At 63.3% G+C, this 24363-nt stretch carries 23 protein-coding genes; 11 read left to right on the top strand and 12 right to left on the bottom strand.

Annotation, left to right across the window (positions count from 1 at the left end):
• The first annotated feature begins 45 nt into the window (after positions 1 to 45).
• The 6 genes from ACTNFJ_RS08260 to ACTNFJ_RS08235 all read left to right on the top strand — a co-directional run bounded on the left by ACTNFJ_RS08260 (position 46) and on the right by ACTNFJ_RS08235 (position 6520).
• Entirely contained in the window at positions 46 to 492 is a 447-nt protein-coding gene (locus tag ACTNFJ_RS08260) for an FAS1-like dehydratase domain-containing protein (protein WP_435907616.1), read from the top strand.
• Positions 489 to 923 carry a MaoC/PaaZ C-terminal domain-containing protein gene (locus ACTNFJ_RS08255; protein ID WP_435907578.1) on the top strand — a complete coding sequence of 145 codons (435 nt, stop codon included), beginning with the start codon at positions 489 to 491 and terminating at the stop codon, positions 921 to 923. The genes ACTNFJ_RS08260 and ACTNFJ_RS08255 overlap by 4 nt, the downstream gene beginning before the upstream one ends.
• 77 nt (positions 924 to 1000) lie before the next feature.
• Positions 1001 to 2104 (top strand): UDP-N-acetylmuramate dehydrogenase, encoded by a 1104-nt coding sequence (locus ACTNFJ_RS08250; protein ID WP_444711812.1) that lies wholly within the window; start codon positions 1001 to 1003, stop codon positions 2102 to 2104.
• Positions 2105 to 2279: 175 nt separating this feature from the next.
• A complete protein-coding gene (locus tag ACTNFJ_RS08245) occupies positions 2280 to 4346 on the top strand; it encodes an acyl-CoA dehydrogenase family protein (protein ID WP_435907579.1) in 2067 nt (688 codons plus the stop codon).
• Positions 4347 to 4407: 61 nt separating this feature from the next.
• Complete coding sequence (locus tag ACTNFJ_RS08240; protein ID WP_435907580.1) at positions 4408 to 5208, top strand: SDR family NAD(P)-dependent oxidoreductase; 801 nt, start codon at positions 4408 to 4410, stop codon at positions 5206 to 5208.
• Positions 5209 to 5212: 4 nt separating this feature from the next.
• Positions 5213 to 6520, top strand: a complete 1308-nt coding sequence (locus ACTNFJ_RS08235) for an amidohydrolase (RefSeq protein WP_435907581.1) — start codon at positions 5213 to 5215, stop codon at positions 6518 to 6520.
• Between the two features lie 35 nt (positions 6521 to 6555).
• On the opposite strand, the gene ACTNFJ_RS08230 is transcribed toward ACTNFJ_RS08235, so the two are convergent.
• The 6 genes from ACTNFJ_RS08230 to mtnA form a co-directional block, all read right to left on the bottom strand.
• On the bottom strand, positions 6556 to 7053 hold the full coding sequence (locus tag ACTNFJ_RS08230; RefSeq protein WP_435907618.1) for a cupin domain-containing protein: 498 nt from the start codon (positions 7051 to 7053) through the stop codon (positions 6556 to 6558).
• 2 nt (positions 7054 to 7055) lie between these two features.
• Positions 7056 to 7970 carry an ABC transporter permease gene (locus ACTNFJ_RS08225; RefSeq protein WP_435907582.1) on the bottom strand — a complete coding sequence of 305 codons (915 nt, stop codon included), beginning with the start codon at positions 7968 to 7970 and terminating at the stop codon, positions 7056 to 7058.
• Positions 7967 to 9145 (bottom strand): ABC transporter permease, encoded by a 1179-nt coding sequence (locus tag ACTNFJ_RS08220; protein ID WP_435907583.1) that lies wholly within the window; start codon positions 9143 to 9145, stop codon positions 7967 to 7969. Before ACTNFJ_RS08220 ends, ACTNFJ_RS08225 begins: the two co-directional genes overlap by 4 nt.
• A complete protein-coding gene (locus tag ACTNFJ_RS08215) occupies positions 9142 to 10701 on the bottom strand; it encodes an ABC transporter ATP-binding protein (protein WP_435907584.1) in 1560 nt (519 codons plus the stop codon). The genes ACTNFJ_RS08220 and ACTNFJ_RS08215 overlap by 4 nt, the downstream gene beginning before the upstream one ends.
• Positions 10702 to 10830: 129 nt before the next feature.
• On the bottom strand, positions 10831 to 11892 hold the full coding sequence (locus ACTNFJ_RS08210) for a BMP family ABC transporter substrate-binding protein (protein WP_435907585.1): 1062 nt from the start codon (positions 11890 to 11892) through the stop codon (positions 10831 to 10833).
• A gap of 23 nt (positions 11893 to 11915) precedes the next feature.
• A complete protein-coding gene (gene mtnA, locus ACTNFJ_RS08205) occupies positions 11916 to 12956 on the bottom strand; it encodes an S-methyl-5-thioribose-1-phosphate isomerase (RefSeq protein WP_435907586.1) in 1041 nt (346 codons plus the stop codon).
• Positions 12957 to 13363: 407 nt separating this feature from the next.
• On the opposite strand from mtnA, the gene phoH2 reads away from it, so the two are divergent.
• Genes phoH2 through ACTNFJ_RS08190 form a run of 3 tightly spaced genes read left to right on the top strand, consistent with a single transcriptional unit; the run spans position 13364 to position 16895 of the window.
• Positions 13364 to 14680, top strand: coding sequence for an RNA 5'-3' helicase PhoH2 (phoH2, locus tag ACTNFJ_RS08200; protein ID WP_435907619.1), 1317 nt, complete (start codon positions 13364 to 13366; stop codon positions 14678 to 14680).
• Positions 14681 to 14723: 43 nt separating this feature from the next.
• Complete coding sequence (gene ypfJ, locus ACTNFJ_RS08195) at positions 14724 to 15608, top strand: KPN_02809 family neutral zinc metallopeptidase (protein WP_435907587.1); 885 nt, start codon at positions 14724 to 14726, stop codon at positions 15606 to 15608.
• A 24-nt stretch (positions 15609 to 15632) separates the two neighbouring features.
• A complete protein-coding gene (locus tag ACTNFJ_RS08190; protein ID WP_435907588.1) occupies positions 15633 to 16895 on the top strand; it encodes an acyl-CoA dehydrogenase family protein in 1263 nt (420 codons plus the stop codon).
• Between the two features lie 112 nt (positions 16896 to 17007).
• Here ACTNFJ_RS08190 and ACTNFJ_RS08185 read toward each other — a convergent pair whose 3' ends face one another.
• The 6 genes from ACTNFJ_RS08185 to xseA form a co-directional block, all read right to left on the bottom strand.
• Positions 17008 to 17799: a trimeric intracellular cation channel family protein gene (locus tag ACTNFJ_RS08185; RefSeq protein WP_435907589.1), complete on the bottom strand. Its 792-nt coding sequence runs from the start codon at positions 17797 to 17799 to the stop codon at positions 17008 to 17010.
• Between the two features lie 199 nt (positions 17800 to 17998).
• Positions 17999 to 19366, bottom strand: a complete 1368-nt coding sequence (locus ACTNFJ_RS08180) for a class II fumarate hydratase (RefSeq protein WP_444711811.1) — start codon at positions 19364 to 19366, stop codon at positions 17999 to 18001.
• 97 nt (positions 19367 to 19463) lie between these two features.
• Positions 19464 to 20144 (bottom strand): carbonic anhydrase, encoded by a 681-nt coding sequence (locus ACTNFJ_RS08175; RefSeq protein ID WP_435907591.1) that lies wholly within the window; start codon positions 20142 to 20144, stop codon positions 19464 to 19466.
• Positions 20141 to 20839 (bottom strand): DUF4245 family protein, encoded by a 699-nt coding sequence (locus tag ACTNFJ_RS08170; RefSeq protein ID WP_435907592.1) that lies wholly within the window; start codon positions 20837 to 20839, stop codon positions 20141 to 20143. Before ACTNFJ_RS08170 ends, ACTNFJ_RS08175 begins: the two co-directional genes overlap by 4 nt.
• A 2-nt stretch (positions 20840 to 20841) precedes the next feature.
• Positions 20842 to 21087, bottom strand: a complete 246-nt coding sequence (locus ACTNFJ_RS08165) for an exodeoxyribonuclease VII small subunit (RefSeq protein WP_435907593.1) — start codon at positions 21085 to 21087, stop codon at positions 20842 to 20844.
• A gap of 17 nt (positions 21088 to 21104) precedes the next feature.
• Positions 21105 to 22334, bottom strand: a complete 1230-nt coding sequence (xseA, locus tag ACTNFJ_RS08160; protein ID WP_435907594.1) for an exodeoxyribonuclease VII large subunit — start codon at positions 22332 to 22334, stop codon at positions 21105 to 21107.
• Between the two features lie 121 nt (positions 22335 to 22455).
• Between xseA and ACTNFJ_RS08155 the strand changes: the two genes are divergently transcribed.
• On the top strand, positions 22456 to 23490 hold the full coding sequence (locus tag ACTNFJ_RS08155) for a 4-hydroxy-3-methylbut-2-enyl diphosphate reductase (RefSeq protein ID WP_435907620.1): 1035 nt from the start codon (positions 22456 to 22458) through the stop codon (positions 23488 to 23490).
• A gap of 57 nt (positions 23491 to 23547) precedes the next feature.
• Positions 23548 to 24360, top strand: coding sequence for a GTP pyrophosphokinase (locus tag ACTNFJ_RS08150; protein ID WP_435907595.1), 813 nt, complete (start codon positions 23548 to 23550; stop codon positions 24358 to 24360).
• The last annotated feature ends 3 nt before the right edge of the window (positions 24361 to 24363 follow it).

Here is a 24363-nt window from a genome sequence, read left to right as displayed (position 1 = left end):
TTGCCGAACCCGACATGCGGGCGTGCGGCCTAGACTGGGAGCGTGGTGAATCCAGATATCCAGGGACGGGTCTACCCGCCCGTTCAGCCGTACCTCGTGGGCCGTGAGAAGGTGCGCGAGTTCGCGCGCGCCGTGCTCAGCACCGCCCCCCTCCATCACGACCCGGAGGTGGCCCGCGCTGCCGGGTACACCGATGTGGTGGCTCCGCCGACTTTCCCCATCGTGGTGCAGGATTTCACCCTGCAGCAGCTGCTGGCTGATGAGGACGCGGCAGTCGATTTTTCTCGCGTAGTGCACGGGGATCAGAGGTTCAGCTATTCGCGCCCGATTGTGGCCGGAGACGAACTCACTGGCACGATGACGGTGACTTCAGTAAAGCAGCTCGGCGGCAATTCGATGGTGACCTCTTCGACAGAGATCGTCGATGGGAGCGGGGCACATGTGGTTACCGCGATTTCCACCCTCGTTGTGCGGGCGGAGGAGACAGCATGAGTGCCTCAGCTCAGCCGATTTTTGAGAACCTTGCCGTCGGTGACACGGTGGTCGAGCGCAGCTTTCGCTTTTCCCGCGACACGCTCGTCCGCTACGCGGGCGCTTCGGGCGACTTTAACCCGATCCACTATCGCGATGACGTGGCGCAGTCGGTGGGACTGTCTGGCGTGCTCGCGCATGGGATGCTCACCATGGGCGCCGCAGCATCGCCGGTAACTGAGTGGATCGGCGCCGCCGGTTACGTTCGCGACTATCAGGTGCGATTCACCCGTCCGGTTCCTGTGGACGCTGAGGCTGGGGCAGATGTCAGCGTGACTGCGGTTGTTGGTGCACTCGACGCAGAGACGCGCACCGCGCGCATCGATGTGAAGGTCGTGTGTGGGAGTCAGACCGTGCTCGGAAAGAGCCAGCTTGTGTTGGCATTCGCGTGACCGAGTTTGGCCGGCACGGTGAGCCAGACGGGCCAGACGGGCCAAACGGCCTCGTGCGGCTCGCTGACCTGACCACCATGCGTGTGGGTGGCCCTGCGGGGCGCGTGCTGGTCGCGAACACCTCGGGCGAGCTGGTGCGTCTGGCCGGGGAACTCTGGGACGAGGGCGACGACTGGCTGCTTCTTGGCGGCGGATCGAACACGGTCGTTCGCGACGAAGGGTTTCCGGGGTCCGTGCTGCTCGTGCGCACAGCCGGAGTTGAGCGGATCTCCGATCCTTCCCTGCCGGATGGCACGGTTCGCCTGCGCGTGCAGGCAGGTGAGGATTGGGATCAGCTGGTTGCTGACTGTGTGGATCGCGGCTGGTCTGGGCTCGAAGCGCTCTCGGGAATCCCGGGGCGAGCCGGTGCTGCTCCGATTCAGAATATCGGGGCCTACGGGGCCGAACTGGCCGACGTGTTGCACTCGATCACATTCCTCGACCGAGGGACCGAGGAAGTGCTTCGGGTTTCCGCTGGAGAACTCGAACTCGATTACCGCAGCTCCAGCATCAAGACTGGTCGGGAGGGGGTGGTCGTGTCGATCGACCTCCTCCTGCAAGAACAACTCGACTCAGAGCAGCCATTATCTGCCCCGATTGCGTATGGTCAGCTTGCCGACGAGCTTGGCGTGACGATCGGTGATCGCGTTACGCTCAAGGAGCTTCGACGTGCGGTGCTTCGGCTGCGCGCGTCGAAGGGTATGGTGCTCGACAGTGACGACTACGACACGTGGAGTGCTGGCTCGTTCTTCACGAACCCCGTCGTCTCGGAGCATTTTGCCCGCAGCCTTCCCGCCAGCGCGCCCCGCTACCCGGTTGCGGGCGAAGAGCCCGAGCCTGCTGTGACACCCCTCGAAGAGCTCGAGATGGGCGCGCCGCTTCGGGTGCCATCGCCCGCCCCGCCGCGTCGGGTGAAGCTTTCGGCAGCGTGGTTGATCGAGAACGCGGGCATCGCGCGCGGGTTTCGGATCCCGGGGTCCGGCGCTGGGATTTCATCAAAACACACCCTCGCGATTACTAATCGGGGCAACGCGTCCGCGGCAGATGTTGCGCAGCTCGCCCGATACGTGACGCAGCGTGTGCAGTCGGAGTTCGGCGTCATTCTGGCACCCGAGCCGAACCTCTACGGCCTCGATCTTTAGCATCACGTTCTGGCTTCAAGCTCCAGTAGGCGCGTCTCTTTTTTAGAGGGTTTAGACAAGATGTAAAGTGCCTTCGGTGGTGGTCATTTGTTGACTCTGAGGCGCTCAGTTGTCGGCTAGATCCGTGAGCCATAACCTTGGGACAGCAAGTCGAAGGCGCGCAAAAGGAGCCAGAATGACCACCCCAGCAGGCATGAGTCCCACAGCCATTCGTATCGATCAAGCAGTAGTCGGTGACGCTCTGCTGGGTAAGTGGAAGAAAGAACGGCTTGAGTCGCGCAAGGTTGCCTCTGATCCTCGGTTTCAGACCGCTCCTGGGATGCCGATGGACGAGCACCGCGAACGAGTGCTGGAGCAGTTGAACGGCCTCGTGGAAGAGGGGGCCATCCAGCGCGCGTTTCCCAAGGCAATGGGTGGCAACGACAACCACGGCGGCAACATCGCCGCATTCCAGGAGTTGATCTTTGCGGACCCCTCGCTACAGATCAAGAGCGGAGTGCAGTGGGGTCTGTTCGCTGCTGCGATCCAACATCTTGGTACGACGCCCCACCACGAAAAGTGGCTGCCTGACGCGCTCTCGCTCAAACTCCCCGGGGCTTTCGCAATGACCGAGATCGGCCACGGATCTGACGTGGCATCGATCGGCACTACGGCGACCTATGACGCAGAGACCGAGGAGTTTGTGATCCACACCCCCTTCAAGGGTGCCTGGAAGGATTACCTGGGCAACGCGGCCCTGCACGGTCAGGCCGCGGTGGTCTTCGCGCAGCTGATTACGAATAATGTGAACCACGGCGTGCATGCATTCTTCGTGCCCATTCGCACGCCCGCGGGTGACATGATGCCTGGCGTTGGGAGCGAAGACGACGGGTTCAAGGGCGGGCTCAACGGTATCGATAACGGTCGCCTGCATTTCACCCACGTTCGCGTGCCGCGTGAGAACCTCTTAAACAGGTACGGCGATGTCGCAGCCGACGGTACCTACACCTCGCCGATCGAGAGCCCAGGCCGGAGATTCTTCACCATGACCGGCACCTTGGTGCAGGGCCGTGTGTCGCTTGATGGCGCCGCCGTGAACGCGATGAAGGGGGCCCTGGCGATCGCGGTCCGCTACGGGAACGAGCGGCGTCAATTCACCGGAGCCGACGGCCGTGAGGTGGTGTTGCTTGACTATGGCCTGCATCAGCGCAGGCTGCTTCCGAAGCTCGCGCAGGCCTACGCGATGGGATTCGCCGACCTCAAGCTACTGGAACTGTTCGACGAGGTTTTCTCGGGTAGGAGCGACACACCAGAGAATCGGGAAGATCTCGAAACCCTTGCTGCGGCGCTCAAGCCGAGCTCAACGTGGGCGGCGCTCGAGACACTGCAGGAAGCACGCGAGGCTACGGGTGGCGCTGGCTTTATCGCGAAAAACCGTTTGACAGGTTGGCGTAGTGACCTCGACATCTACGTGACGTTCGAGGGTGACAACAATGTGCTCTTGCAGCTGGTGGGGAAGCGGCTCCTCACCGATTACTCGGCCCAGTTCACACCGGGAGATAAGGCCGCCATCGCCAAGGCTGCGGCGGGGCAGCTGGGCGATCGGGTGAGCCGGTTCGGCCTGCGTCAGCTGGGACAGAGCATTGCCGATTTCGGTCGCGTGTCACGCTCTGTTGAGAGTGTGCGGAGCCCTGAAGCGCAGCGCGCCCTGCTCACAGACAGAGTTGAGACCACGATCGCCGAGATTGCCCTGGTTCTGCGTGACGCGACAAAAGACGTGGCGAAGGGCGACCGTGCCGCAGCGGGTGCGGAGGCGTTCAACTCTCAGCAGCACAAGCTCATCGAAGCTGCCAAAGCCCACGCGGAGTTGCTGCAGTGGGAGGCTTTCACGGAGGCGCTCGAAACCTTCAGTGGAGACACCCTCACCGTGATGACCTGGCTGCGTGATCTGTTTGGTCTTGGCATTATCGAGAACAGCGCGGCCTGGTATCTGATTCACGGCCGCCTCTCAGGGAATCGGGTGGAGGCCATCACCGCCTATATCGACCGGCTCTTGGGGCGTATTCGGGACCACGCGGGCGACTTGGTGGATGCCTTCGGTTTGACGCCCGAACTGCTGCGTGCCGAGATCGCCACGGGTATCGAAGCCGAACGCCAGGAGGAAGCCCAGGCCTACGTTGCCGCGCAGGTCGCTGCGGGTACCTGGCCCGTGCACGAGAAGCAGCTCTGGGCAAACCAGAAGGGTGCGAGAAGCGCACGGTGAGGCTCGCCCCGGCGCGCTACGATGGGCAAGACATTTTGTGGTGCGAGAACGGGGTGGTGGCGTGGTGAAGCGCGATACAAGCTTGCCCGACCTTGGTGGGCAACGAGTACTTATCACGGGCGCCACGGGAGGCATTGGTAACGGCATCTCCCGCCGCTTCGCTGCAGCCGGGGCTCACGTCGCCGTACACTACCGGTCTTCGAAAGCCGCTGCGATCGCGCTCGTGGCGGAACTGCGGGAAGCCGGAGTGGAGGCCGAAGCCGTGCACGCGGACCTGAGCACCCCCGGGGCGGCCGAGAAGCTGGTTGCGCTCGCCGTGAAGAAGCTGGGTGGCCTCGACGGCCTGGTGAACAACGCAGGCATTCAGCCGTTGGCGACGCTCTCCGAAATGACGCGTGCCGAATGGGACGCGGTCTTCGCGACGAATCTCGGGGCGGTGTTTGAATTGAGCCAGGCAGCTGCAGCTGCGATGGGCGAGGGTGACACGGCGCGAGATATTTCGAGCAATCGGTGGATCACGCACGTGGCTTCCATAGAAGCCAGTCGACCCGCTGCCGCCCACGGACATTATGCTGCGGCGAAGGCCGGCCTCGTGATGCACGCACGGGCTGCGGCGCTGGAACTGGGTGAGTGGGGCATTCGGGTCAATACGGTCTCGCCGGGCCTCATCGATCGACCAGGGCTCGAGACGGAGTGGGCAGAGGGAGTCGAGAGTTGGCGGACACACGCACCGCTCGGCCGCATGGGCACACCCGAAGACATTGGAAACGCTTGCGTCTTGCTCGCGTCGAAAGGGGCGTCCTTCATCACCGGCCAGGACCTTCCGGTGGATGGCGGCATGCTCGTAACCCCGGGCTGGTGAGCACGTGATAACTGTCATTTGGGCCGATGCGATGCTCACCCCTGCAGGCCCCATCGCGGATGCCGAGCTGGTATTTGATGGTAACGGGCGCATTACCTATGCGGGGTCCCGGCGACCCGGCTCTGCACCCACCCACGATCTCGGCGGGCACGTGTTGATGCCCGGGCTCGTGAATGGCCACACCCACTCAGCGATGACGCTGCTGCGAGGTGCCTCCGACGACGACGGGTTTATGCCGTGGCTCGCCGCAGTGCAGGCGACCGAGCAGCACCTCACCCGCGACGATGTGGCAGCGGGGCTCCAGCTCGCGATGCTTGAGATGATCGAGACGGGCACCACCACCTTCGCTGACATGTACCACTGGGACGAGGGGCTGCTCGAGCTCGTGCGAGCTTCTGGCATGCGAGTGCTCGCGGCCCCGGCGGTCTTCACCGAAGACGCAGTCGGCTTTCCGGGAGTCAGCCCGTGGACGGGCGCGGAAGTGCTCGATGCGACCGAGGCGCTCGCAGAACGCTTCGCGGCTGATCCGCAGATTCGTCTCGCCTATGGTCCGCACGCACCCTACACGACCCCGCCGGAGCAACTGCGCTCCATAGCGGAGCGCTCGCGGCGCACTGGAATCCCGATCCACATCCACGTCTCAGAGTCCGCCGCCGAGGTCGCCGATATGACCGAACTCCATGGCGTCACCCCTGCGATGCACCTCGACTCCCTTGGCTTCTTTGCGGCGGACGTCCTGGCTGCGCACTGTGTGCACCTTACCCCGGAGGAAATCGAGGTATTTTCGCGCACCGGTACTGCGGCGAGTCACAACCCCGTTTCGAATCTGAAACTCGGATGCGGGGTTGCACCCCTGCCGGAGCTGCTTGAGGCTGGGGTTCGACTCACACTCGGCACCGACTCGGTCGCGAGCAACAATTCGTTGGACCTGTTTGAAGAGATCAAACTCGCGACGATCCTGCACCGGGGGGTCCGCGGCAACGCGGCTGCGGTGCGTGCTAGCGACGTGCTCGCTATCGCCACGCGGGGCGGGGCTGAGGCCATCGGGTTTCCCGAAACCGGGGTGCTCGAAGAAGGATATCTCGCCGACGTGATCGCACTCGATGTCACCGGCGCGGGCGCCATCCCGCATCCCTCGCTCATCTCTCACCTGGCTTTTTCCGCACGCGGCAGCGACGTGCGCCACGTCTTTATCGGCGGACGACACGTCTATGCGAACGGCACGCATCTCACCCTCGACTCTGTGGAGGTGCGTGCGCGGGCCGCTGCGGCCGCCGAACGACTGCGGATTTCGGCAGCGGCTGGCAGCTAACCTCGGCGGTGCCTGCACGACCTGGGCACACCACCTCAGTTTCGAGTGAGGCTCGAGATGCGCTCGGCGTATTCTGGGTAGGCAACTTGCAGGGTTACTCGGTCGCCAAGTTCAAACCCCTCCCAGTCAAACGGAGGCGCCATCGTCGTTCCCACCAGGCACCACTCGCCCGCAGGGGAGGAACCCTGCATCGCCCCGGCCGGCACTGCGAGCTGGGGTTCCTGCCCAGCAGTGAAGTCGGGGCCTAACACGCGCTCCTCGCTGCGTCCGTCAGGATGCAGGATGAGCAGACTGAGCGGAGAGCCAGCGTACCAGTGGTAGACCTCCACTGAAGCGAGCGCGTGGAGCGCCGAGAAATCCGGCCGGGCGAGGAGATAGTAGATGGCACTGGAATGCTCATCGAGGTGATTCTGAGCGAAGAGCCCTCCCTCGTGTTCGAGGGGTTCGAGGCCGAGGTGATCCACCCATGCCTGGGCATCGGACGGCAGCGCGGTCGTGTGCACGGATGAGCCTGTGCCAGCATCTGCGACCATGCTCACGCGACCTGCGCCCGCCTGGCCTGCAAGAACCTCCGGCTCATGATGATCAGCACCAGCAAAGTCACCACGTAGGGCAGCACATCGGTGAGCTGCTGCGGGAGACCGAATGCTTGAAGCCTGAAGCCAATCGCGTCGGTGAACCCGAAGAGTAGTGCCGCCAGGAGCACGCCGATGGGGTGCGCCCGGGCCAGCATAACTGCGACTACCGCGATCCACCCGCGACCGGCCGACATGCCCTCGTTGAATTGCACCACGTTGCCGAGGGCAAGCTGCGCACCACCGAGACCAGCCAGCGCGCCCGACGCGAGAACGGCCCACAGCTGGTAACGCTGTGGGTTGACACCCATAGTCGCTGCCGAGAGCGGGCGTTCACCGACTCCGCGCAGACGCAGTCCGAGCGGAGTACGAAAGAGCACCACCCATGAGACCGGAACGAGGAGGAGGGCGAAATACCCCAGAGGGGTGAGATTGAAGAGGGGGCCGATCCATGGAATATCGGCGAGCACCGGAATTCGCCAGGTGGGGATGCCATCGATTCCCGGATTTTTGAAAACTCCCTGCACGTTGAAGATTGCGACCAGGAGAAAGCTCGTGAGACCGATCGCGAGGATATTCATCGCGACGGCAAGGACAATGGGATCGCCCTTCCGGTAGACGGTGCCGTACCCGAGAATCAGCGAGAACAGCATGCCTGCGAGCATGGCCACCAGAACGCCCGCGATCCAGTTGCCGGTGAAGAATGACGCCGCGACTCCGGCGAACGCCCCGACCAGCAGGATGCCTTCGAGGCCGATGTTGAAGATGCCCACTCGTTCGCAGATCATTCCGCCAAGGGCGGCCAGCAGGATCGGTACTAAAGCTCGGAGCACCGATGCGATGAGGTCTTGGTCGAGTACGTCAAGGAGGTTCATTGCGCGACCTCCTTCGAATCTGTCGAACTTCGTTTCTTTTTGAACTGCGGGAGAGCAACGCGGTAGGCAAGCAGGATAATGACGAGTGCCTGAATGATGGCCGAAATCTGCGGCGAGAGGCCGAGCTCACGCCCCATGGCCTCGCTACCGACGATGATTGCCGCGAAGAAGAGCCCTGCGATCGCAACGCCCACCGGCCGGTTCAGCGCCAGAAGCGTCACAAGGAGTGCCGTCCAGGCATAATTTGTCTGCACGAAACTGCCCTCGATGAGCCGGGTATTGGGAGTGCCGATGACGAGGAGCACACCGATGAGACCGGCGATACCGCCGGAAAACGCCATAGTACGCAGCACGAGCGGACCCGGCTTCACTCCGCCGTAGCGCGTGAACTCAGGGTTGAGGCCGGCAAGGCCCGATTCGAAACCATACTTCGTGCGCCGGTTCATGAAGGATGTGCCGATCACCAGTGCCAGCACAATGAGGAGCGACCAATTCACTCCGGTGAGGATCGCAGTGACCGGGTGCATCGCACCCAGCCCGGCGCGCAGCGATTCGGCAAGCCCGCTATCGCGGGCGACCAACATTCCAATCTGGCGGCTGGGATCGAGCTGTTCGCTCGCAATCAAATCTGAGGTTGGTTCGTCGAGCCGGTAGCGAATCAGCCACGACGAGAAATAGCGGGCTGGATAGTTTAAAAGCAGGGTTGAGAGAAGAATCGGCACACCGAGCGCGGTCTGCAGGAACCCGGCGACCAGGCCCCAGAGCGCACCCACCGCAATCGCGGTCGCGATGGCGAGCAGCGCGACGAGGGGACCCGGTCCAGGGAGATACACGGCGACCAGTCCGCCCGCGAGGCCGCCGAGTACGGCTTGTCCCTCGGTGCCGAGGTTGAGCACCCCGGCCCGAAAAGCGATGGCGATCGCGATCCCGAGGCCCACAATGGGGAGCGCTCGCTGCAAGGTCGACGCCCACCCCATGCCTGACCCGAAGGATCCCTGCAGCATGGCAACGTAGCCGTCGAGCGGGTTCACCCCGGCAAACAGCATGAACACTGCTCCGATGAGGAGGGCCGCGACGATTGACACCGGAATCGGCCCTGACAGCCATGTTCGAGACGCGCCGAGCACCCGCGAAACGGTGGTTTCTCGATCGGCTGTGCTGGGCGACGCGCTCACAGTGTGGATCCCTTCTGCGGCACGAACGCCGCCCCCGGTCGGTGACGCTGTGGCGGCTCTTGGCCCGCCATGTAGAGACCAAGCAGTGCCTCAGTCGCCTCGTGCCGGGGTACTTCGGCGACGATTCGGCCTTCGAACATGACGAGAATGCGTGACGAGAGCGAAAGGATTTCGCTGAGCTCGGCGGAGATGAGCAACAGGGCGCCGCCGCCATCGCGGTACTCACAGAGTTCGCGGTGGATTGACTCGATCGCCCCGATGTCAACACCGCGCGTCGGCTGCTCGGCGATCAAAATGGGAGAGTTGTAGTCGAGTTCTCGGGCAACCACGAGCTTCTGTAAGTTGCCTCCGGAGAGAGTGCCCACCGGAGTGGCGGGGTTGGCGATCTTCACCCCGAACCGTCCGATGAGTCGCCGTGCGTGGTCGAGCATTGCCCCGCGTGAAAGCAGTCCATTACGGAGAAGCGGTGCGGTGCGATGGTGGCCAAGAGCGAGATTGTCGGTCGCGTCCGCACTTCCCGCGCTGCCGACCCCGTGCCTGTCCTCGGGTATGTAGGCGATGCCGCCGTCTCGCCGGGCAGCGATAGAGGAGTGACTGAGATCCACGCCGCGCACAATCACCCGCCCGCCGCTGACCCGGCGCATACCAATGATCGCTTCGGCGAGTTCGACTTGACCGTTGCCCGCCACACCGGCGATGCCTACCACCTCGTTTGCGCGCACAGTGAGGCTTGACGCCTCAACGGAGGCGCGGCCCGCTCCGGGCACCGTCAGGTCTTCGACCTCGAGCACCACGTCGCCGGGCTCGTGTGCGGGTGGGGGAGTCGTGAGATCAACATCGCGCCCGGTCATGTGCCGAGTGATCTCTTCGGGGGAACTGTCAGCCGTAATGAGCTGGGCAACGTTTCGCCCGTCACGAAGCACGGTCACCCGGTCAGAGATCGCCATGACTTCGTTGAGCTTATGGGTGATCAAAATGATCGTGCGCCCGTCATCGCGCAGCGTGCGCAGCACCTGAAACAGTCGCTCGGTCTCCTGCGGCGTGAGGACGGCGGTTGGCTCGTCGAGAATAAGTACCCGTGCGTCGCGGTAGAGAGCCTTGACGATCTCAACCCGCTGCAGCACACCGACGGGCACCGAGTCGACTCGTGCGGTGGGATCGATCGCGAGCCCGTAGCGCTCGGCGATCTCGGTGACCGAACGGTTCGCGGCGGCGCGGTCGATGATGCCGCCCTTTGTAGGTTCCCTGCGAAACACCACATTCTCGGCAATAGTGAGCGATGGAAACAGTTTGAACGACTGGAATACCATGCCAATGCCCGCGTCGATCGCGTCGAGTGGTGACTGGAATCTCACGCGCTCGCCGCGAATGAGAATCTCACCCTCGTCAGGCTGGTGGACCCCGGCGAGCATCGACATGAGGATCGACTTCCCGGCACCGTTCTCGCCCATGAGGGCGTGAATTTCGCCGGTCTGAACTGTCAAGTCCACCCTGTCGTCGGCGAGCACACCCGGGAATCGCTTGGTGATCCCGCGCATTTCAACTTCGATTGACATGCTCGCTCCTCCGCGCGATGTGGGGTGGATCGCCTGGCGCGACAGGCGGTTCAACTGCTGTGGCTATTCTTCCCGAAAAGAGGGTGCGCCGCACAGGAGAGTTCCTGCACGGCGCACCCCCGGTGGCGTCTAGGCGGTCGGGTCGACGACCTCGATATCACCCGCGACTATGGCGTCGCGCGCCTCGGTGACCTGCTCGAGCACCTCTGGGTAGTCCATGACCACGCACTGCGAATCGGCCGCTTCCTCGGTGAGGCTGACGATCGTCATTCCCTCCTCGGCGAGACCAAATGAACTGGTGGCCTCAGCGGGGGACTTGCCGTCGAGGATCTCGCCCACGACGGTTTCGACGACCTTGTTGACCGACTTAATCGTGCCGTCCATGACGCTGCCCGGAGCCATCATGCACTGGTTTGCGTCCACACCGTAGGCGAAAAAGCCCTTTTCGGCAGCGGCCTCAAAAATGCCGCCATTCGATGCTGCGCCCACGGCGAAGACCTGGTCGGCCCCGGTCGCGGCAAAGGCGATGGCCTGCTCCTTCGCACGCGCGGTGTCGGCGAATGGATTGTCTCCGCCGATCACCTGCGGGGCGACCGTTGCCACCGACTCGTTGACGCTCTTGGCACCCTCGTCAAACCCGACCGAGTACTTCTGCAGGAGAGGAATATCGAGTGAGATGACCGAGCCAACCGTGCCGGACTCAGTCAGCAGGCCAGCCTCGATACCCAGCAGGTAGGAGGGCTCCTGCTCGCGGAAAGTGGCCTGGTACAGGTTCTCGGGAGCTCCTTCGACGAACGTATCGATGAGCACGAAGGACTGGTCAGGGTACTGTTCCGCGAATTCAAGGGCGAGGTCTGCGAACTGGAATCCGAGCATCACGACGACCTCGGGGACCTTGGCCACGGCAGCCTCAAGGTTCGACCGACGGCTCGCGTCGTCTTTCGACTCGAAGGTTTCCGCCGTTCCATCATTGGCCGCAGCGACTGCTTCGATGCCGATCTTTCCCGATTCGAGGAACGCGTTCTGGCCGATCGGGTCGCTCGTGATGTACACGAAGTGAGGGGCATCGGCGCTCGACTCCGTCGACTCGCTCGTTCCGGCGTCGCCGCCCGAGCACGCGGTGAGCAGCAGTGCGGCCGACATGGCGCCGGCGGCAACGGCCGCGCGAGTGCGGCGCTGGGTGAAGAACATATGGGTTCCTTTCAATCTGACGGTTAGGGTAAGGGAAGTAGTGGGCCGAAGGGGGAGTTCGCGAGAGTCTCCCCGAGCTGCGGGCGAACAACGCGCCGCTCCGTGATGATTGCGGTGATGAGTTCGTGAGGCGTGACATCAAAAGCCGGGTTCACAGCGGTGATGCCATCGGGCGCGGTGCGTTGGCCACCGAATCCCGCGACTTCGTCGGTGCCCCGATCCTCGATTTCGATATCGGCTCCGCTCGCGGTGCGCATATCAACGGTTGACTCGGGAGCGACGACGAAAAAGGGTACGCCAGCGTGCTTGGCAGCGAGTGCCAGCGAGAAGGAGCCGACCTTGTTCGCGGTATCGCCGTTCGCCGCAATGCGGTCGGCGCCGATGAACACGGCGTCGGCGATGCCGCGCGACAACAGGAAGGGGCCTGCCGAGTCGATGAGCAGCCGAAAAGGCGCTCCCATGCGCTGGAGTTCCCAAGCGGTTAATCTCGCACCTTGCAAGAGCGGCCGCGTCTCGAGCGGGAATGCCTCGATGAGTGACCCCTGTTCGAAGAGGGTCTGGATCACGCCGAGTGCGGTGCCACGCTCAACAGTTGCGAGGCTACCCGTGTTGCAGATCGTCATGACATTGACGCTCTGCTTCCCCGTGAGTTCGCGGGTGAGGTCGGCCCCGCGGAGCCCCATCGACACGCAAGCTGCGATGTCTTCATCGCGGATCGCGAGCGCCTCGGCGAGTACCGCCTCGGCACCCTGCGCAAGCTTGGTCAGCGCACGATCCACACCCCACGAGAGGTTCACGGCGGTCGGGCGCGCCTCCCGCAGGAGGGCGGCGTCGCGCTGAGCCGCGGGGATATCGAGGACATTGTTGGTGGTGTGAGCGCGGGCGATGAGCGCAGTTCCGAGCGCCCCAGCAACGCCGAGGGCTGGCGCGCCACGGACCGCCAGTCTCTGGATATCGGCGATAAGCTCTGGGAGCTCGGTCACCCGGTGCACCTCGAGTCGGTGCGGGAGCAGTGTCTGGTCGATGAGTTCGATGGCTCCGTCGGTCCAGTCGATGGTGCGCACGAAAAGTTCCTCTATTCCTCGAAGTGACGCGGATATCGTCGGTCGTGTCTCTCGCGGTCTGAAGAAACCGGCACAGATCCGTCTCCCAGGGTATCGGAAGTCAGGCTGAAGAAAGTCACGATCGCGTGTCATCGTTGGGTGCGAAACGCAAGTGAAACCGCCGAGAAATTTCGGTGTCGTCGTTCGCCCGTTGTGCCCGAACTGTTCAGACAAAAGGCGTGTGTCGCGCGTCTCACTCTCGCCTCTCAGGCGTAGCGTGTGTGGCATCGGGCAAGGAGCCCGATCGAGGCGGCCACTTCCCCCTCGAGCGAAAGGTCGCCCCGCCGATCCGGCACCGCCGGGCAGAAGGAGTCACCGTGGCCGAAACGCATGACACCCGCACCGCACTCGTCGCACCCGCTGCTCCCATCAGCAGCCACGAGTCGCTTCCACAGCAGGAACGCACCTACGTGCTCGATACTTCGGTGCTGCTCAGCGATCCCGCCGCGATCTTCCGTTTCGCAGAGCACTCTGTCGTGCTTCCGGTGGTGGTGATCACCGAACTCGAGAAGAAACGTCACGACCCCGAAATCGGATACTTCGCCAGGCGAGCATTGCGCTTGCTCGACGGGCTGCGCGAAACGCACTTGCGGCTCGACTTCCCGGTGCCCGTAGGTGAGCAGGGCGGCACACTGAGGGTCGAGCTCAACCATACGAGCGTCGACGCGCTGCCGAGTGGCATGCGACTCGGCGACAACGACACCCGGATCCTCGCCGTCGCGCAGAATCTGTCGGCCGAGGGGCTTGAGGTGACGGTGGTCTCAAAGGATCTTCCGATGCGTGTGAAGGCCGCGGCGCTCGGGCTAGGTGCCGAGGAATACCGGGCCGAACAAGTCGGTGATGACACCTACACCGGGATAGCCGATATCGATCTCAGCGAAGAACAGATGAGCGAACTGTGGGATGGGGAACGCCTGAATGAGGTCGCCGCGGTCCGCGACCTTCCGATCGGCACGGGACTTATCCTGAATTCGCCCCGCGGCTCCGCGCTTGGCCGTGTCGACGGTAAGACCTCCCTGCGACTGGTGCGCGGCGATCGGGAAGTCTTTGGCGTTCACGGCCGCAGCGCCGAGCAGCGGCTCGCGATTGACCTGCTGCTCGATCCACAGGTAGGAATTGTGTCGCTCGGCGGCCGCGCCGGAACCGGCAAGTCGGCCCTCGCGCTCGCCGCCGGTCTGGAGGCCGTGCTTGAGCGGCAGCAGCACCGCAAGGTGATGGTGTTTCGGCCGCTCTACGCAGTGGGCGGTCAGGAGCTGGGGTATCTGCCAGGCGATCAGCAGGAAAAGATGAACCCGTGGGGCCAAGCAGTGTTCGATACGCTCGGCTCGATCGTGAGTCAGAACGTGCTCGATGAGGTTGAGGCGCGCGGCATTGTTGAGGTGCTGCCGCTCACCCACATTCGCGGGCGCTCGCTGCACGACGCGTTCGTGATCGTCGACGAGGCGCAATCCCTTGAACGCAATGTGTTGCTGACGATGCTCAGTAGAATCGGCCAAAACTCCAGAGTGGTGCTCACGCACGACGTGGCGCAACGTGACAACCTCCGAGTTGGGCGTCATGACGGGATCGCCGCCGTGATCGAGAAGCTCAAAGGGCACGCGCTCTTCGGGCACGTGACGCTCACTCGTTCGGAACGCAGCGACATCGCCGCCCTCGTGACCGAGTTACTCGAGGAGTCGTCATAGTCAACCCCATCGATTTGGGTCGCGGTCGTCGTAATCTGAGGATATGACCTTCAATCCGAACGCTAACGTTGGCGGCAACCGAGCCCGCCGCCGCGGTCGCAATACCGCGATCGCCGGCGGTGGGATCGTGGGCCTCGGGGCCATTGTTGTGCTGCTGTTCAGTGTGTTCACCGGCGTAGACCTGACCGGCCTCCTGGGCAACACGACTGGCTCAGGCAGCGCACTCCAACCGGGCTCCAATTCGTCCGCGCCGATCACTGAGTGCGAGACCGGGACCGATGCGAATGAAAATGACGACTGTCGCATGGCGGCCGGTTCACTCGCGGTGAATCAGTTCTGGGAGGAACGCGTGGAGGGCTACCGCGAACCGACCCTCACCATTGTTGAAGGGGCGACGTCAACCGGATGCGGCACGGCATCGAATACTGTCGGCCCGTTCTACTGTCCCGCCGACGAAGGCGTCTACATTGACCCTGACTTCTTCGCCATGATGCGCACGCAGCTCGGAGCATCGGCCAATGAGCTCGCTCAGCTGTACATCCTGGCTCACGAGTACGGCCACCACGTGCAGAACCTTGTGGGCGCGATGCAGGCATATCCGAACAATGGCACAGGGCCAGCTAGCAACGGTGTGCGTATGGAGCTGCAGGCTGACTGCTACGCGGGTGCCTGGGTGGGCGCGATGACCGAACAGACCGATGCGAATGGGGTGGCTTACCTGCAAGCTCCGACCGAGCAGCAGCTGGCCGATGCGCTCAACGCCACCGAATCGGTGGGCGACGATCACATTCAGGAGCAATCCGGATTTGTGAATCCAGAGAGCTGGACGCATGGGTCGAGTGAGCAGCGGCAGGCCTGGTTTACTCGCGGATATCAGAATGACGTGGGCGCGTGCGACACCTTTGGTATCGATGGCAGTGAGCTGTAACCGGTGCGGGCATATGGTGGAGCAGTGACCACCGAACCTCTCTCGCGACTTCTTCCTGATGACCTGCTCGACCGCTGTCGCGCGAGGGCCCCTCGAGCAGATGCAGCAAACGAGTTTTTCTCCGAGGACCTCTCGGAGCTGCAAACGACTCAGTACCTTGCCGCAGCCGTTCCTCAGTCGATGGGTGGATCGGGGCTCGGTCTCACAGCTCTCGTCGAGGCCCAGCGGCGGCTTGCGGCGTCAGCCCCGGCGACGGCACTCGGCGTAAACATGCATCTGGTGTGGGTGCAGGTTGCGAGGTTCTTGCACGAGCGCGGCGATGCGCGTCTCGACTGGGTGCTGCACGATGCCGTGGAGGGAGAGATTTTCGCGTTTGGCATCTCAGAGGCCGGCAACGAGGCGGTGCTGATGGATTCGCGATCCATCGCAGTGCCGCTGGGAGCGGGCGAGGGCTTTCGCGTGAGCGGCACGAAGGTCTTCACCACACTTTCGCCCGTGTGGACGAGGCTCGGTGTGCACGCGCGAATCCACTGTGAGCTTGAAGGCGTCGCTTCGGAAGACGAGCCTGATACGCATGCTTCCGACTCCGACTCCGACTCCGAGCCGCAGCTCGTGTTCGGGTTCGTTCGTCGCGAGGGTGTGGGAACACGCGCACCAGCAGAAGCTTCTCGAGGGCTTGCCGAGGGAGAGATCTCGCACCCGGGCACCTGGAACCCCCTCGGCATGCGAGCAACGCAGAGCTACACTACCGAGCTTCGCGGGGTGCGGATCGCGGAGGCTGACGTTGCCGCGCGCATGGCGCCCTTCGACGGCACCGATCCACTGATTCTGGCGATCTTTTCGGCCTTTTCAATACTAACCGCTGCGGTTTACGCCGGCATCGGCGACCGGGCGCTTGAGCTCGCCGTCTCTGCGGCAAACGAGGTTGCGGTTGGCCCAGATGGCCAGGAAGCACGACGAATTGATGACCCTGACATCGCCGCGCGCCTGACCACAGCCGTGCTCGAACACCGGGCATCACTTGATGCGCTAGAGCTACTTGCGCGCGACGTCGATGAGGCGCGCGCCCGAGATGACTGGTTCTTGGCGCTCGCCGCCGCGCGCAACCGCGTTACCGATGAGGCTCGTTGCGCCGTTGAAGTTGCGATGCGCATCGTTGGCGCGCGCGCATTCGACGCCGATAGCGAGCTCGCTCGCCTGTACCGGGACGTGCTTGCCGGACTCTTTCATCCTTCCTCATCACGGGCACTTGCAAAGACCGTGCGGGGCTTTCTCAGGGCAGAGTAGGACTGCCCGCGCGCCCCATCCTCGAGTGGTCGTTCGCGCTGGCTTCGCAGTCTCTGAACACTGCGGCAACGTCAACTCGAGCGCTTAGGTTCGCCTGCGAGCCGAGAAGTGGTTAGGTTTCGCGGCCCGTTCCTTCGCCTGGATCGTCGGTGAGCTCAGGCTCGTCGCGATCCACCGAGTGACTCGTTGTGATGTCAGTCGGCAGAGTGATCACTCCAGTCTGGATCGCCTCGTCGATGATCTCTTCTACTTGGCGCTGCTTGCGCAGTCGGATGCGACTGAGCGCGCGTTGCTCGGGCAGGCTCCAACCAAATCGCACGGCGAGGAGGCGCACGATGGTAGTGACGACAACGCAGGTGGTTGCCGCAGCTAGCACGGGCACCTCGAGTGCAAGTAGGCCAAGTAACACCACAATCCCGGACATGCCCGCAACGGCGTAGAGCGATCCCACGTGCATGAGCGCGATCGGAATATTGAGCAGCAGGTCGCGAATGACTCCGCCTCCCACCGCTGACACTGTGCCAATGAACAAGGCTGGAATTACGGGTAGGCCCATCGCCAGAGCTTTCGTGGTGCCGATAGCCCCGAACATGCCGATGCTCACGGCGTCGAGCAGACTGATCACGGGGTCGATCTTGCGAAAAAGGCGCGGGAGAGCCATGCCGACGAACGCGGCAAGTGTGGCCGTGATCAAGTACCAGTTGTTTGAGAATGCCGCTGGGGTCACCCCGAGCAAAATGTCGCGAAGGAAGCCACCGCCGATCCCTGAGGCGATACCGATGATCGCGACACCCAATAGGTCGATGCGTTTAAACCCGGCGGCGAAGAGGGCGCCCTGCAGGCTGCCGACGCCGACCGCGATCAGGTCTGCCGCAAGCGGGGTCACAAAGGTTTCGTCGATCACGCTGACATTCTCTCGCAACGGTCGGCGCGCTTCGACCTGCAGCCCGAAACTGGGTGACGCTCGCGCAGGATTCATTCCTTCTGAACCCTGCGCGAGCGTCACTTCGCTGAAGGAGCGGGGTGCGCAAGAAACGCGGGCGGGGCCGCGACCCACAGTGGATCACGGCCCCGCCCGACTCAATTTTCGGAAGCAGATGCGTCTATTTGGCGACGCCCGGGTGGGTCATCGAGAGCAGGTCGAGAGCCTGATCGAGGTCTGCCTCACTGACTTCGCCACGCTCGACGTACCCGAGGTCGACAACAGCCTCGCGCACGGTGATGCCCTTCTTGACGGAGTGCTTCGCGATCTGTGCTGCAGCCTCGTAGCCGATGAGGCGATTGAGTGGGGTGACCGTCGAGGGGCTCATGCCCGCGAGTGCCGCGGCACGCTCGAGGTTCGCCTCAAGGCCGACGATGGTTTTGTCAGCGAGCACGCGCGACGCATTCGCCAGCAGTCGGATCGACTCGAGCAGGGCGGTGCCCATGACTGGGATTTGCACGTTGAGTTCGAAGGATCCCGAAGCACCGGCCCACGCGACCGTTGCATCATTGCCAATGACCCGCGCACACACCATCAGCACGGCTTCGGGAACCACCGGGTTCACCTTGCCCGGCATGATGGAGGAGCCCGGCTGAAGATCCGGAATCAGGAGCTCGCCAAGACCCGTGTTCGGGCCTGAGCCCATCCAGCGCAGGTCGTTATTGATCTTGGTGAGCGACACGGCAATCGTGCGGAGAGCGCCTGACGCCTCGACGAGGCCATCACGGTTTGCTTGGGCCTCGAAGTGATTGCGTGCCTCGGTGATCGGCAGCCCGCTGGAAGCAGCGATCTCGGCGATGACCTTCTCAGGGAATCCGAGTGGAGTGTTGATGCCGGTGCCCACTGCGGTGCCGCCCTGGGGAACCTCCGCAACGCGGGGGAGGGCGGCATCGATGCGCTCGATGCCATAGCGAATCTGCGCGGCGAACCCGCCAAATTCCTGACCAAGGGTGACAGGGGTGGCATCCATGAGGTGGGTGCGTCCCGACTTCACCGCCGCCTTCCACAGTTCAGCCTTGGCCTCGAGCGCCTCGGCGAGGTGAGCGAGGGCAGGCTTCAACTGTTCGATGAGCGCACCAGTTACCGCGATGTGCACGGAGGTGGGGAAGACGTCGTTGGACGACTGTGATGCATTGACATGATCATTCGGGTGCACGGGGGCGCCGAGGTGCTTCGTCGCGAGAGTTGCGAGCACCTCGTTCATGTTCATGTTCGACGACGTGCCCGAGCCGGTCTGGTAGGTGTCGACCGGGAATTCCCCATGGTGCGAACCGCTGATGATCTCATCGGCAGCGGCCACGATGGCGTGCGCAACGGGGGTCTCGAGAATGCCGAGTTCAGCGTTGGCCAGTGCCGCGGCGCGCTTGATGCGCGCGAGTGCCACAATCTGCGCGGGTTCGAGACCTGATCCCGAGATTGGGAAGTTCTCAACGGCGCGCTGCGTCTGCGCTGCGTAGAGCGCGTGCTTGGGGACGCGAACCTCGCCCATGGTGTCGTGCTCGATGCGGTACTCGGCAGCGTCGGCTGCATTCTGCGCAGTGCTCACAGTCATCCTTCGTGTTGGTGGGTAGTGGAAAGTGGGGCTCTTAGTCGCTGGCGGCGAGGGTGATGTTCAAGGGGCCGACTGCACTGATGGGCACGGCGCGTCCTTCTGTCAACCGGTACTGGCACCCGACCACGCCAAGTCGGCCTGCGTCTACCGCGTCGCTGATAACGCGCGAGTCGCGCAGCAGGCTGTTCACGGTGTTTCCCAGGTGGATCCTGCCTACCTGATTGGCATCGAGCTCGCCGGGGTCAGCGTAAGGCGTCTCGGTGTGTCTGCTGAGCCAGAGTTGCTGCACTGCCGGCCTGATGGGGTCCAGGGTGTTCGCTATCGAAGCGGTGACTTTCGCGGGTGCCCGTCCGGATTGATCGATCGCCGCGGCAACCGCTCCGCATGAGTCATGGGCGAGCACCACGATCAGGGCGCTGCCCAGTGCGGTGACTGCGTACTCCATGGATGCCGTAATCGACTCGGCCACCACATGGCCCATGTTGCGCGCGATAAAGAGGTCGCCGAGCCCGCAATCGAAGATGATCTCGGCGGCGAGACGCGAATCTGAGCAACCGAAGAGTGCCACGTTCGGGGTCTGAGTGACGACGAGCTCAGTTCGCCGCTCCACATCCTGATTTGGATGCTGCGAGCGGCCCTGAACGAAACGTTCGTTCCCGGCGATGAACGCGTCCCACGCTTCCTGCGGGGTTACCCTCGGGGTTGCTCCGGTCATTGCTCTACCTCCTGCGTTGTGGATGCGCCTGATTGCGTGCGGGAGGCCGCGTCGCCAACAGCAGCAGTCAGTGTGCGAAGCACAGACGACGAGTCGGTGCCAAACACAAGTGCGGTGGTCGCGCCCAGCGACCCTTCGGCACCGAACAGCACGTTGGTCTCGTCAGGATTGCGTTCGGGGTACTCGTATACGTTCCAGTCAACGCCGCCGAGAGTCTCTTGGCCCGTGGGATCGAGCCGCTCGAACTGCTCGCTGATCCACGTCGCGTCGACCGCGGTGCCCGCCGCGGTGAAGGCCTGCAGCACAGCGGCGTAGGCACCGTTCTCAGTCGTGTAGCCGACATACCAATAGGTAATGTCGCCGCCACCCGACTCGCGTAGCTCGGCCTGCTTCGCTTTCCATGTGCTCGGCACCTCGGGCACGACCAGAGCCACCCCGGTGCTCTGCGATGCCGCTGCCGCGGCTTCGCCCACATCGACGGAATGCTCACCCCACCCCCCGGTACCCCGCGGCACAGCGAGAACAATCACGAGCACTAGCCCCAGGCTCACAATGAGCGACAACACCAGATTGTTCACGGTCTTGCGCTGCCGATAAAGCTGGCTGTCTCGAGCTTTTCGCGCCGAGGTTTCAGCCGCGGTCTCGGGGCGCCCGAGCTCGGCTACGACAACCGGGGGTTTTTGCTTGCTTGCCATGCTTACTGGCCGCCCTCAGTCGCGCCGTTTCCGGCAGTGGCGTTCTGACGCGCGGTCTCGAGACGTTTGCGCGCGCCGAGGAGCCACTCTTCGCAGCGTGCGGCAAGTTGCTCGCCTCGCTCCCACAACTGCAGCGATTCCTCGAGGGTCACCCCGCCCTGCTCAAGCTGACTAACCACCTGCACCAACTCGTCGCGCGCCTGCTCGTAATTCAGAGTCGAAACGTCGGTCGATGTGGGTTCAGCCATGCCCCCCAGCTTACCCGTCACACCTCAGAAGTTGCGGCGACCACATCAAGCCCGCCCCCGGCAAGTGCGAGGCGGATCGCGGTCCCCTCTGGGGCGTCCGTCGGGTCGCGCAGCACAACGCCCGAGGCCAGCTGCGCGATGGCGTAGCCGCGTTCAAGCGTTGCTCGGGGTGAGAGTGCGGTGAGTCGCGCGTGCGCGTGCGACAGTTCGGCTGCCCGATCTCCGACGTTCCGCTCGGCGAGCTCGGTGCCTCGGGCAATCCAGCGCACGAGTTCTTCTGCTCGCTCGTCGATGATGCGCTCGGGCATCGCTAGGGCTGGCCGCGCCCGAAGCTGAGAGATTCGGTCGGTTTCGTGAGTGAGGAGCTGGCTGAGCCGGAAACTCATCCGGCTGCGAGCATCGGAGATTCGCGCGTGCTCCTCCTCCACGTCGGGAACCACTCGCTTCGCTGCATCGGTCGGAGTGGAAGCGCGCAGGTCTGCAACGTCGTCGAGGAGCGGCCGATCGGCCTCGTGCCCGATCGCACTCACGATCGGAGTTGAAGCCGCCGCCGCCGCGCGCACGACCCCCTCGTCGCTGAACGGGAGGAGGTGCTGAAAGTCGCCGCCGCCGCGCGCCACGATGATGACATCGACCTCCGGGTCGGCGTCGAGCGCGACGATCCCTGCAGCCACCTCAGTCGCGGCACGGTCGCCCTGCACCGCCGCATAGTGCACCCGGAATCTGACACCCGGCCAGCGCAGGGTGGCGTTGCGAATCACATCTTTCTCCGCATCGCTGTCGCGCCCGGTGACCAGCCCGATCACGCCGGGAAGGAACGGAAGCGGCCGCTTCCTGGCAAGCTCGAAGAGCCCTTCGAGCTGCAATCGCTGGCGCAGCTGCTCGAGTCGCTGCAGGAGTTCGCCGAGCCCCACGTGCGAAAGCTCAAATACCTGCACCGATAGCGATCCGCCCTTAACCCAGAAATCGGGCTTCACCAGGGCAACCACTCGGTCACCCTGCGTAAAGTCTGCGGTCAACTTTCGCGCCACCGAGCTCCACACGGTGAAACTCACCGTCGCATCTTGTGAGAGGTCCTTGAGCTTGCCGTAGACATGCCCTCCGCGCACCTGCCACTGCGTGATCTCACCCTCAACCCATACGGTTCCGAGGCGGTCGATCCATTCTTTGATCTTTTGGCTCATCGATGCGACAGGCCACGGGGCTTCACGAGTCGCGGGCGCGGTCTGCACGGTGACTGGACTCATGCCTTCCACCATACTCGCGCACCAGCGTCTGTCAGGGTGTTCAGCGTAGACTGCGGGTATGTCTGAGACTGCTTCTGTGCAAGACCAGCGCACCATTGGCGCGCCAGTGGTGAGCCTCGCAATGCCGAGAATTCGCCGAGCTGCAGGGCGTTTGAAAAACCTGCCTGTTGCAGGCGAGAAGCGCGTGCTGCTCGCCGCACCGCGTGGGTATTGCGCGGGGGTGGATCGCGCGGTCGTCGCCGTCGAGAAGGCCTTGGAGCGTTTTGGCGCACCGGTCTACGTGCGTAAGCAGATCGTGCACAACGTGCACGTTGTGCAGACGCTCGAGAAGATGGGCGCAGTCTTCGTCGAGGAGGTTGACGAGGTGCCCGAGGGCGCGAACGTGGTCTTTTCGGCGCACGGGGTTTCTCCTGCTGTGGTGCAGGCTGCTGCTGACCGTGGGTTGCAGGCGATTGACGCCACCTGCCCGCTCGTGACGAAGGTGCACCGGGAAGCGGTGCGGTTCGCAAAGCAGGATATGGAAATTCTGCTCATCGGCCATACCGGTCACGAAGAAGTTGAGGGCACCGCGGGTGAGGCTCCGGAGCACATCACGATCGTGAATTCGCCTGCAGACGTGGACGATCTCGAGGTGAGTGATCCTGAACGGCTGATCTGGCTCTCGCAGACGACTCTCTCGGTCGACGAGACGATGGAGACGGTGCGGCGATTGCGCGAAAAGTTTCCGCATTTGCAAGATCCGCCGAGCGATGACATTTGTTACGCAACCCAGAACCGTCAGGTAGCGATCAAGAAAATTGCGCCGCAGGCAGACCTGGTAATCGTTGTGGGTTCGTCGAACTCGTCGAACTCGGTACGCCTTGTCGAGGTGGCTCTTGAATACGGAGCGAAGGCTGCTTATCGGGTCGATTACGCGAGCGAGGTTCGTCAGGAGTGGCTCGACGGTGTGAACACCGTCGGAGTTACGAGCGGTGCTTCAGTGCCCGAGGTGCTCGTGCAGGAACTGCTGGATGACCTGGCGGATGCCGGTTACTCAGATGTGCGCGCCACTGTCACTGCGGAAGAAGACCTGGTGTTCTCTCTGCCGAAAGAGCTCCGCCAAGGTGTCAACGGCAAGCGCGACGAACGGGCCCTCGGTGGGCGCGTGCGCTCCTAACGATGACGTGAACAGGATTCACACGCGCTCCTCATCACGAACAGGTAACGTCAAAGGGTGATTGAATCGACGACCGGCCAGAACGGCTCGGGCGCACAGCCGCGCACCGTGCACCCGCTTACTGGACCGATTGACCTCTCGCAGATCGACCTGGAGGCCCTTGAAGGGCGACGACACGTGCGTGACAGTTTGGCGAGGTTTCTGATGCCTTACAAATTTGCCATTGACGAGGTGATGACGAAGCTCAACATTCTGCAGGAAGAGTTCACGCAGACTGGGGAATACAACCCCATCGAGCATGTCTCGAGCAGGCTCAAAGAGCCCGACAACATCATCGAGAAGATGCAGCGCCGCGGAGTGCCGCTCGAAACCGAGCGGGTGCGCGAGACTATCACCGACATCGCGGGTGTGCGGGTAGTCTGCGCTTTCGTTTCTGATGTCTATCGGGTGTTCGAGCTCCTCACCGCCCACGATGACGTGTCGGTGTTTCAGGTGAAGGACTACATTGCCAAGCCGAAAGAAAACGGATACCGCAGTCTGCACGTGCTGCTTGAGGTCCCGGTATTTCTCTCCAGCGGGCCGGTGCAGACCATTGTCGAGGTGCAGATCCGCACCATCGCGATGGATTTTTGGGCAAGCTTGGAGCACAAGATCTACTACAAGTACGATCGGGAGGTGCCGGAGGCTCTCCTGCGTGGGCTGAGCGATGCGGCTGAACAAGCCGGCCAGCTCGATACCACCATGGAATGGCTTCATATCGCCATTCGGGGAGGGGGCCGCGACACGCTGGTGCGACGCAGCGCTGACGCGATGATTGGCCACTCGCTCTCCTCCGCGGCGGGACGCCACGCCGCAGAGGAGTCAGCTTAGGGG

Origin of the sequence: Leucobacter shiyiweii, assembly GCF_052446065.1 — a bacterium.
GTDB lineage: Bacteria > Actinomycetota > Actinomycetes > Actinomycetales > Microbacteriaceae > Leucobacter.
This window is presented reverse-complemented; position numbering and strand designations above follow the sequence as displayed.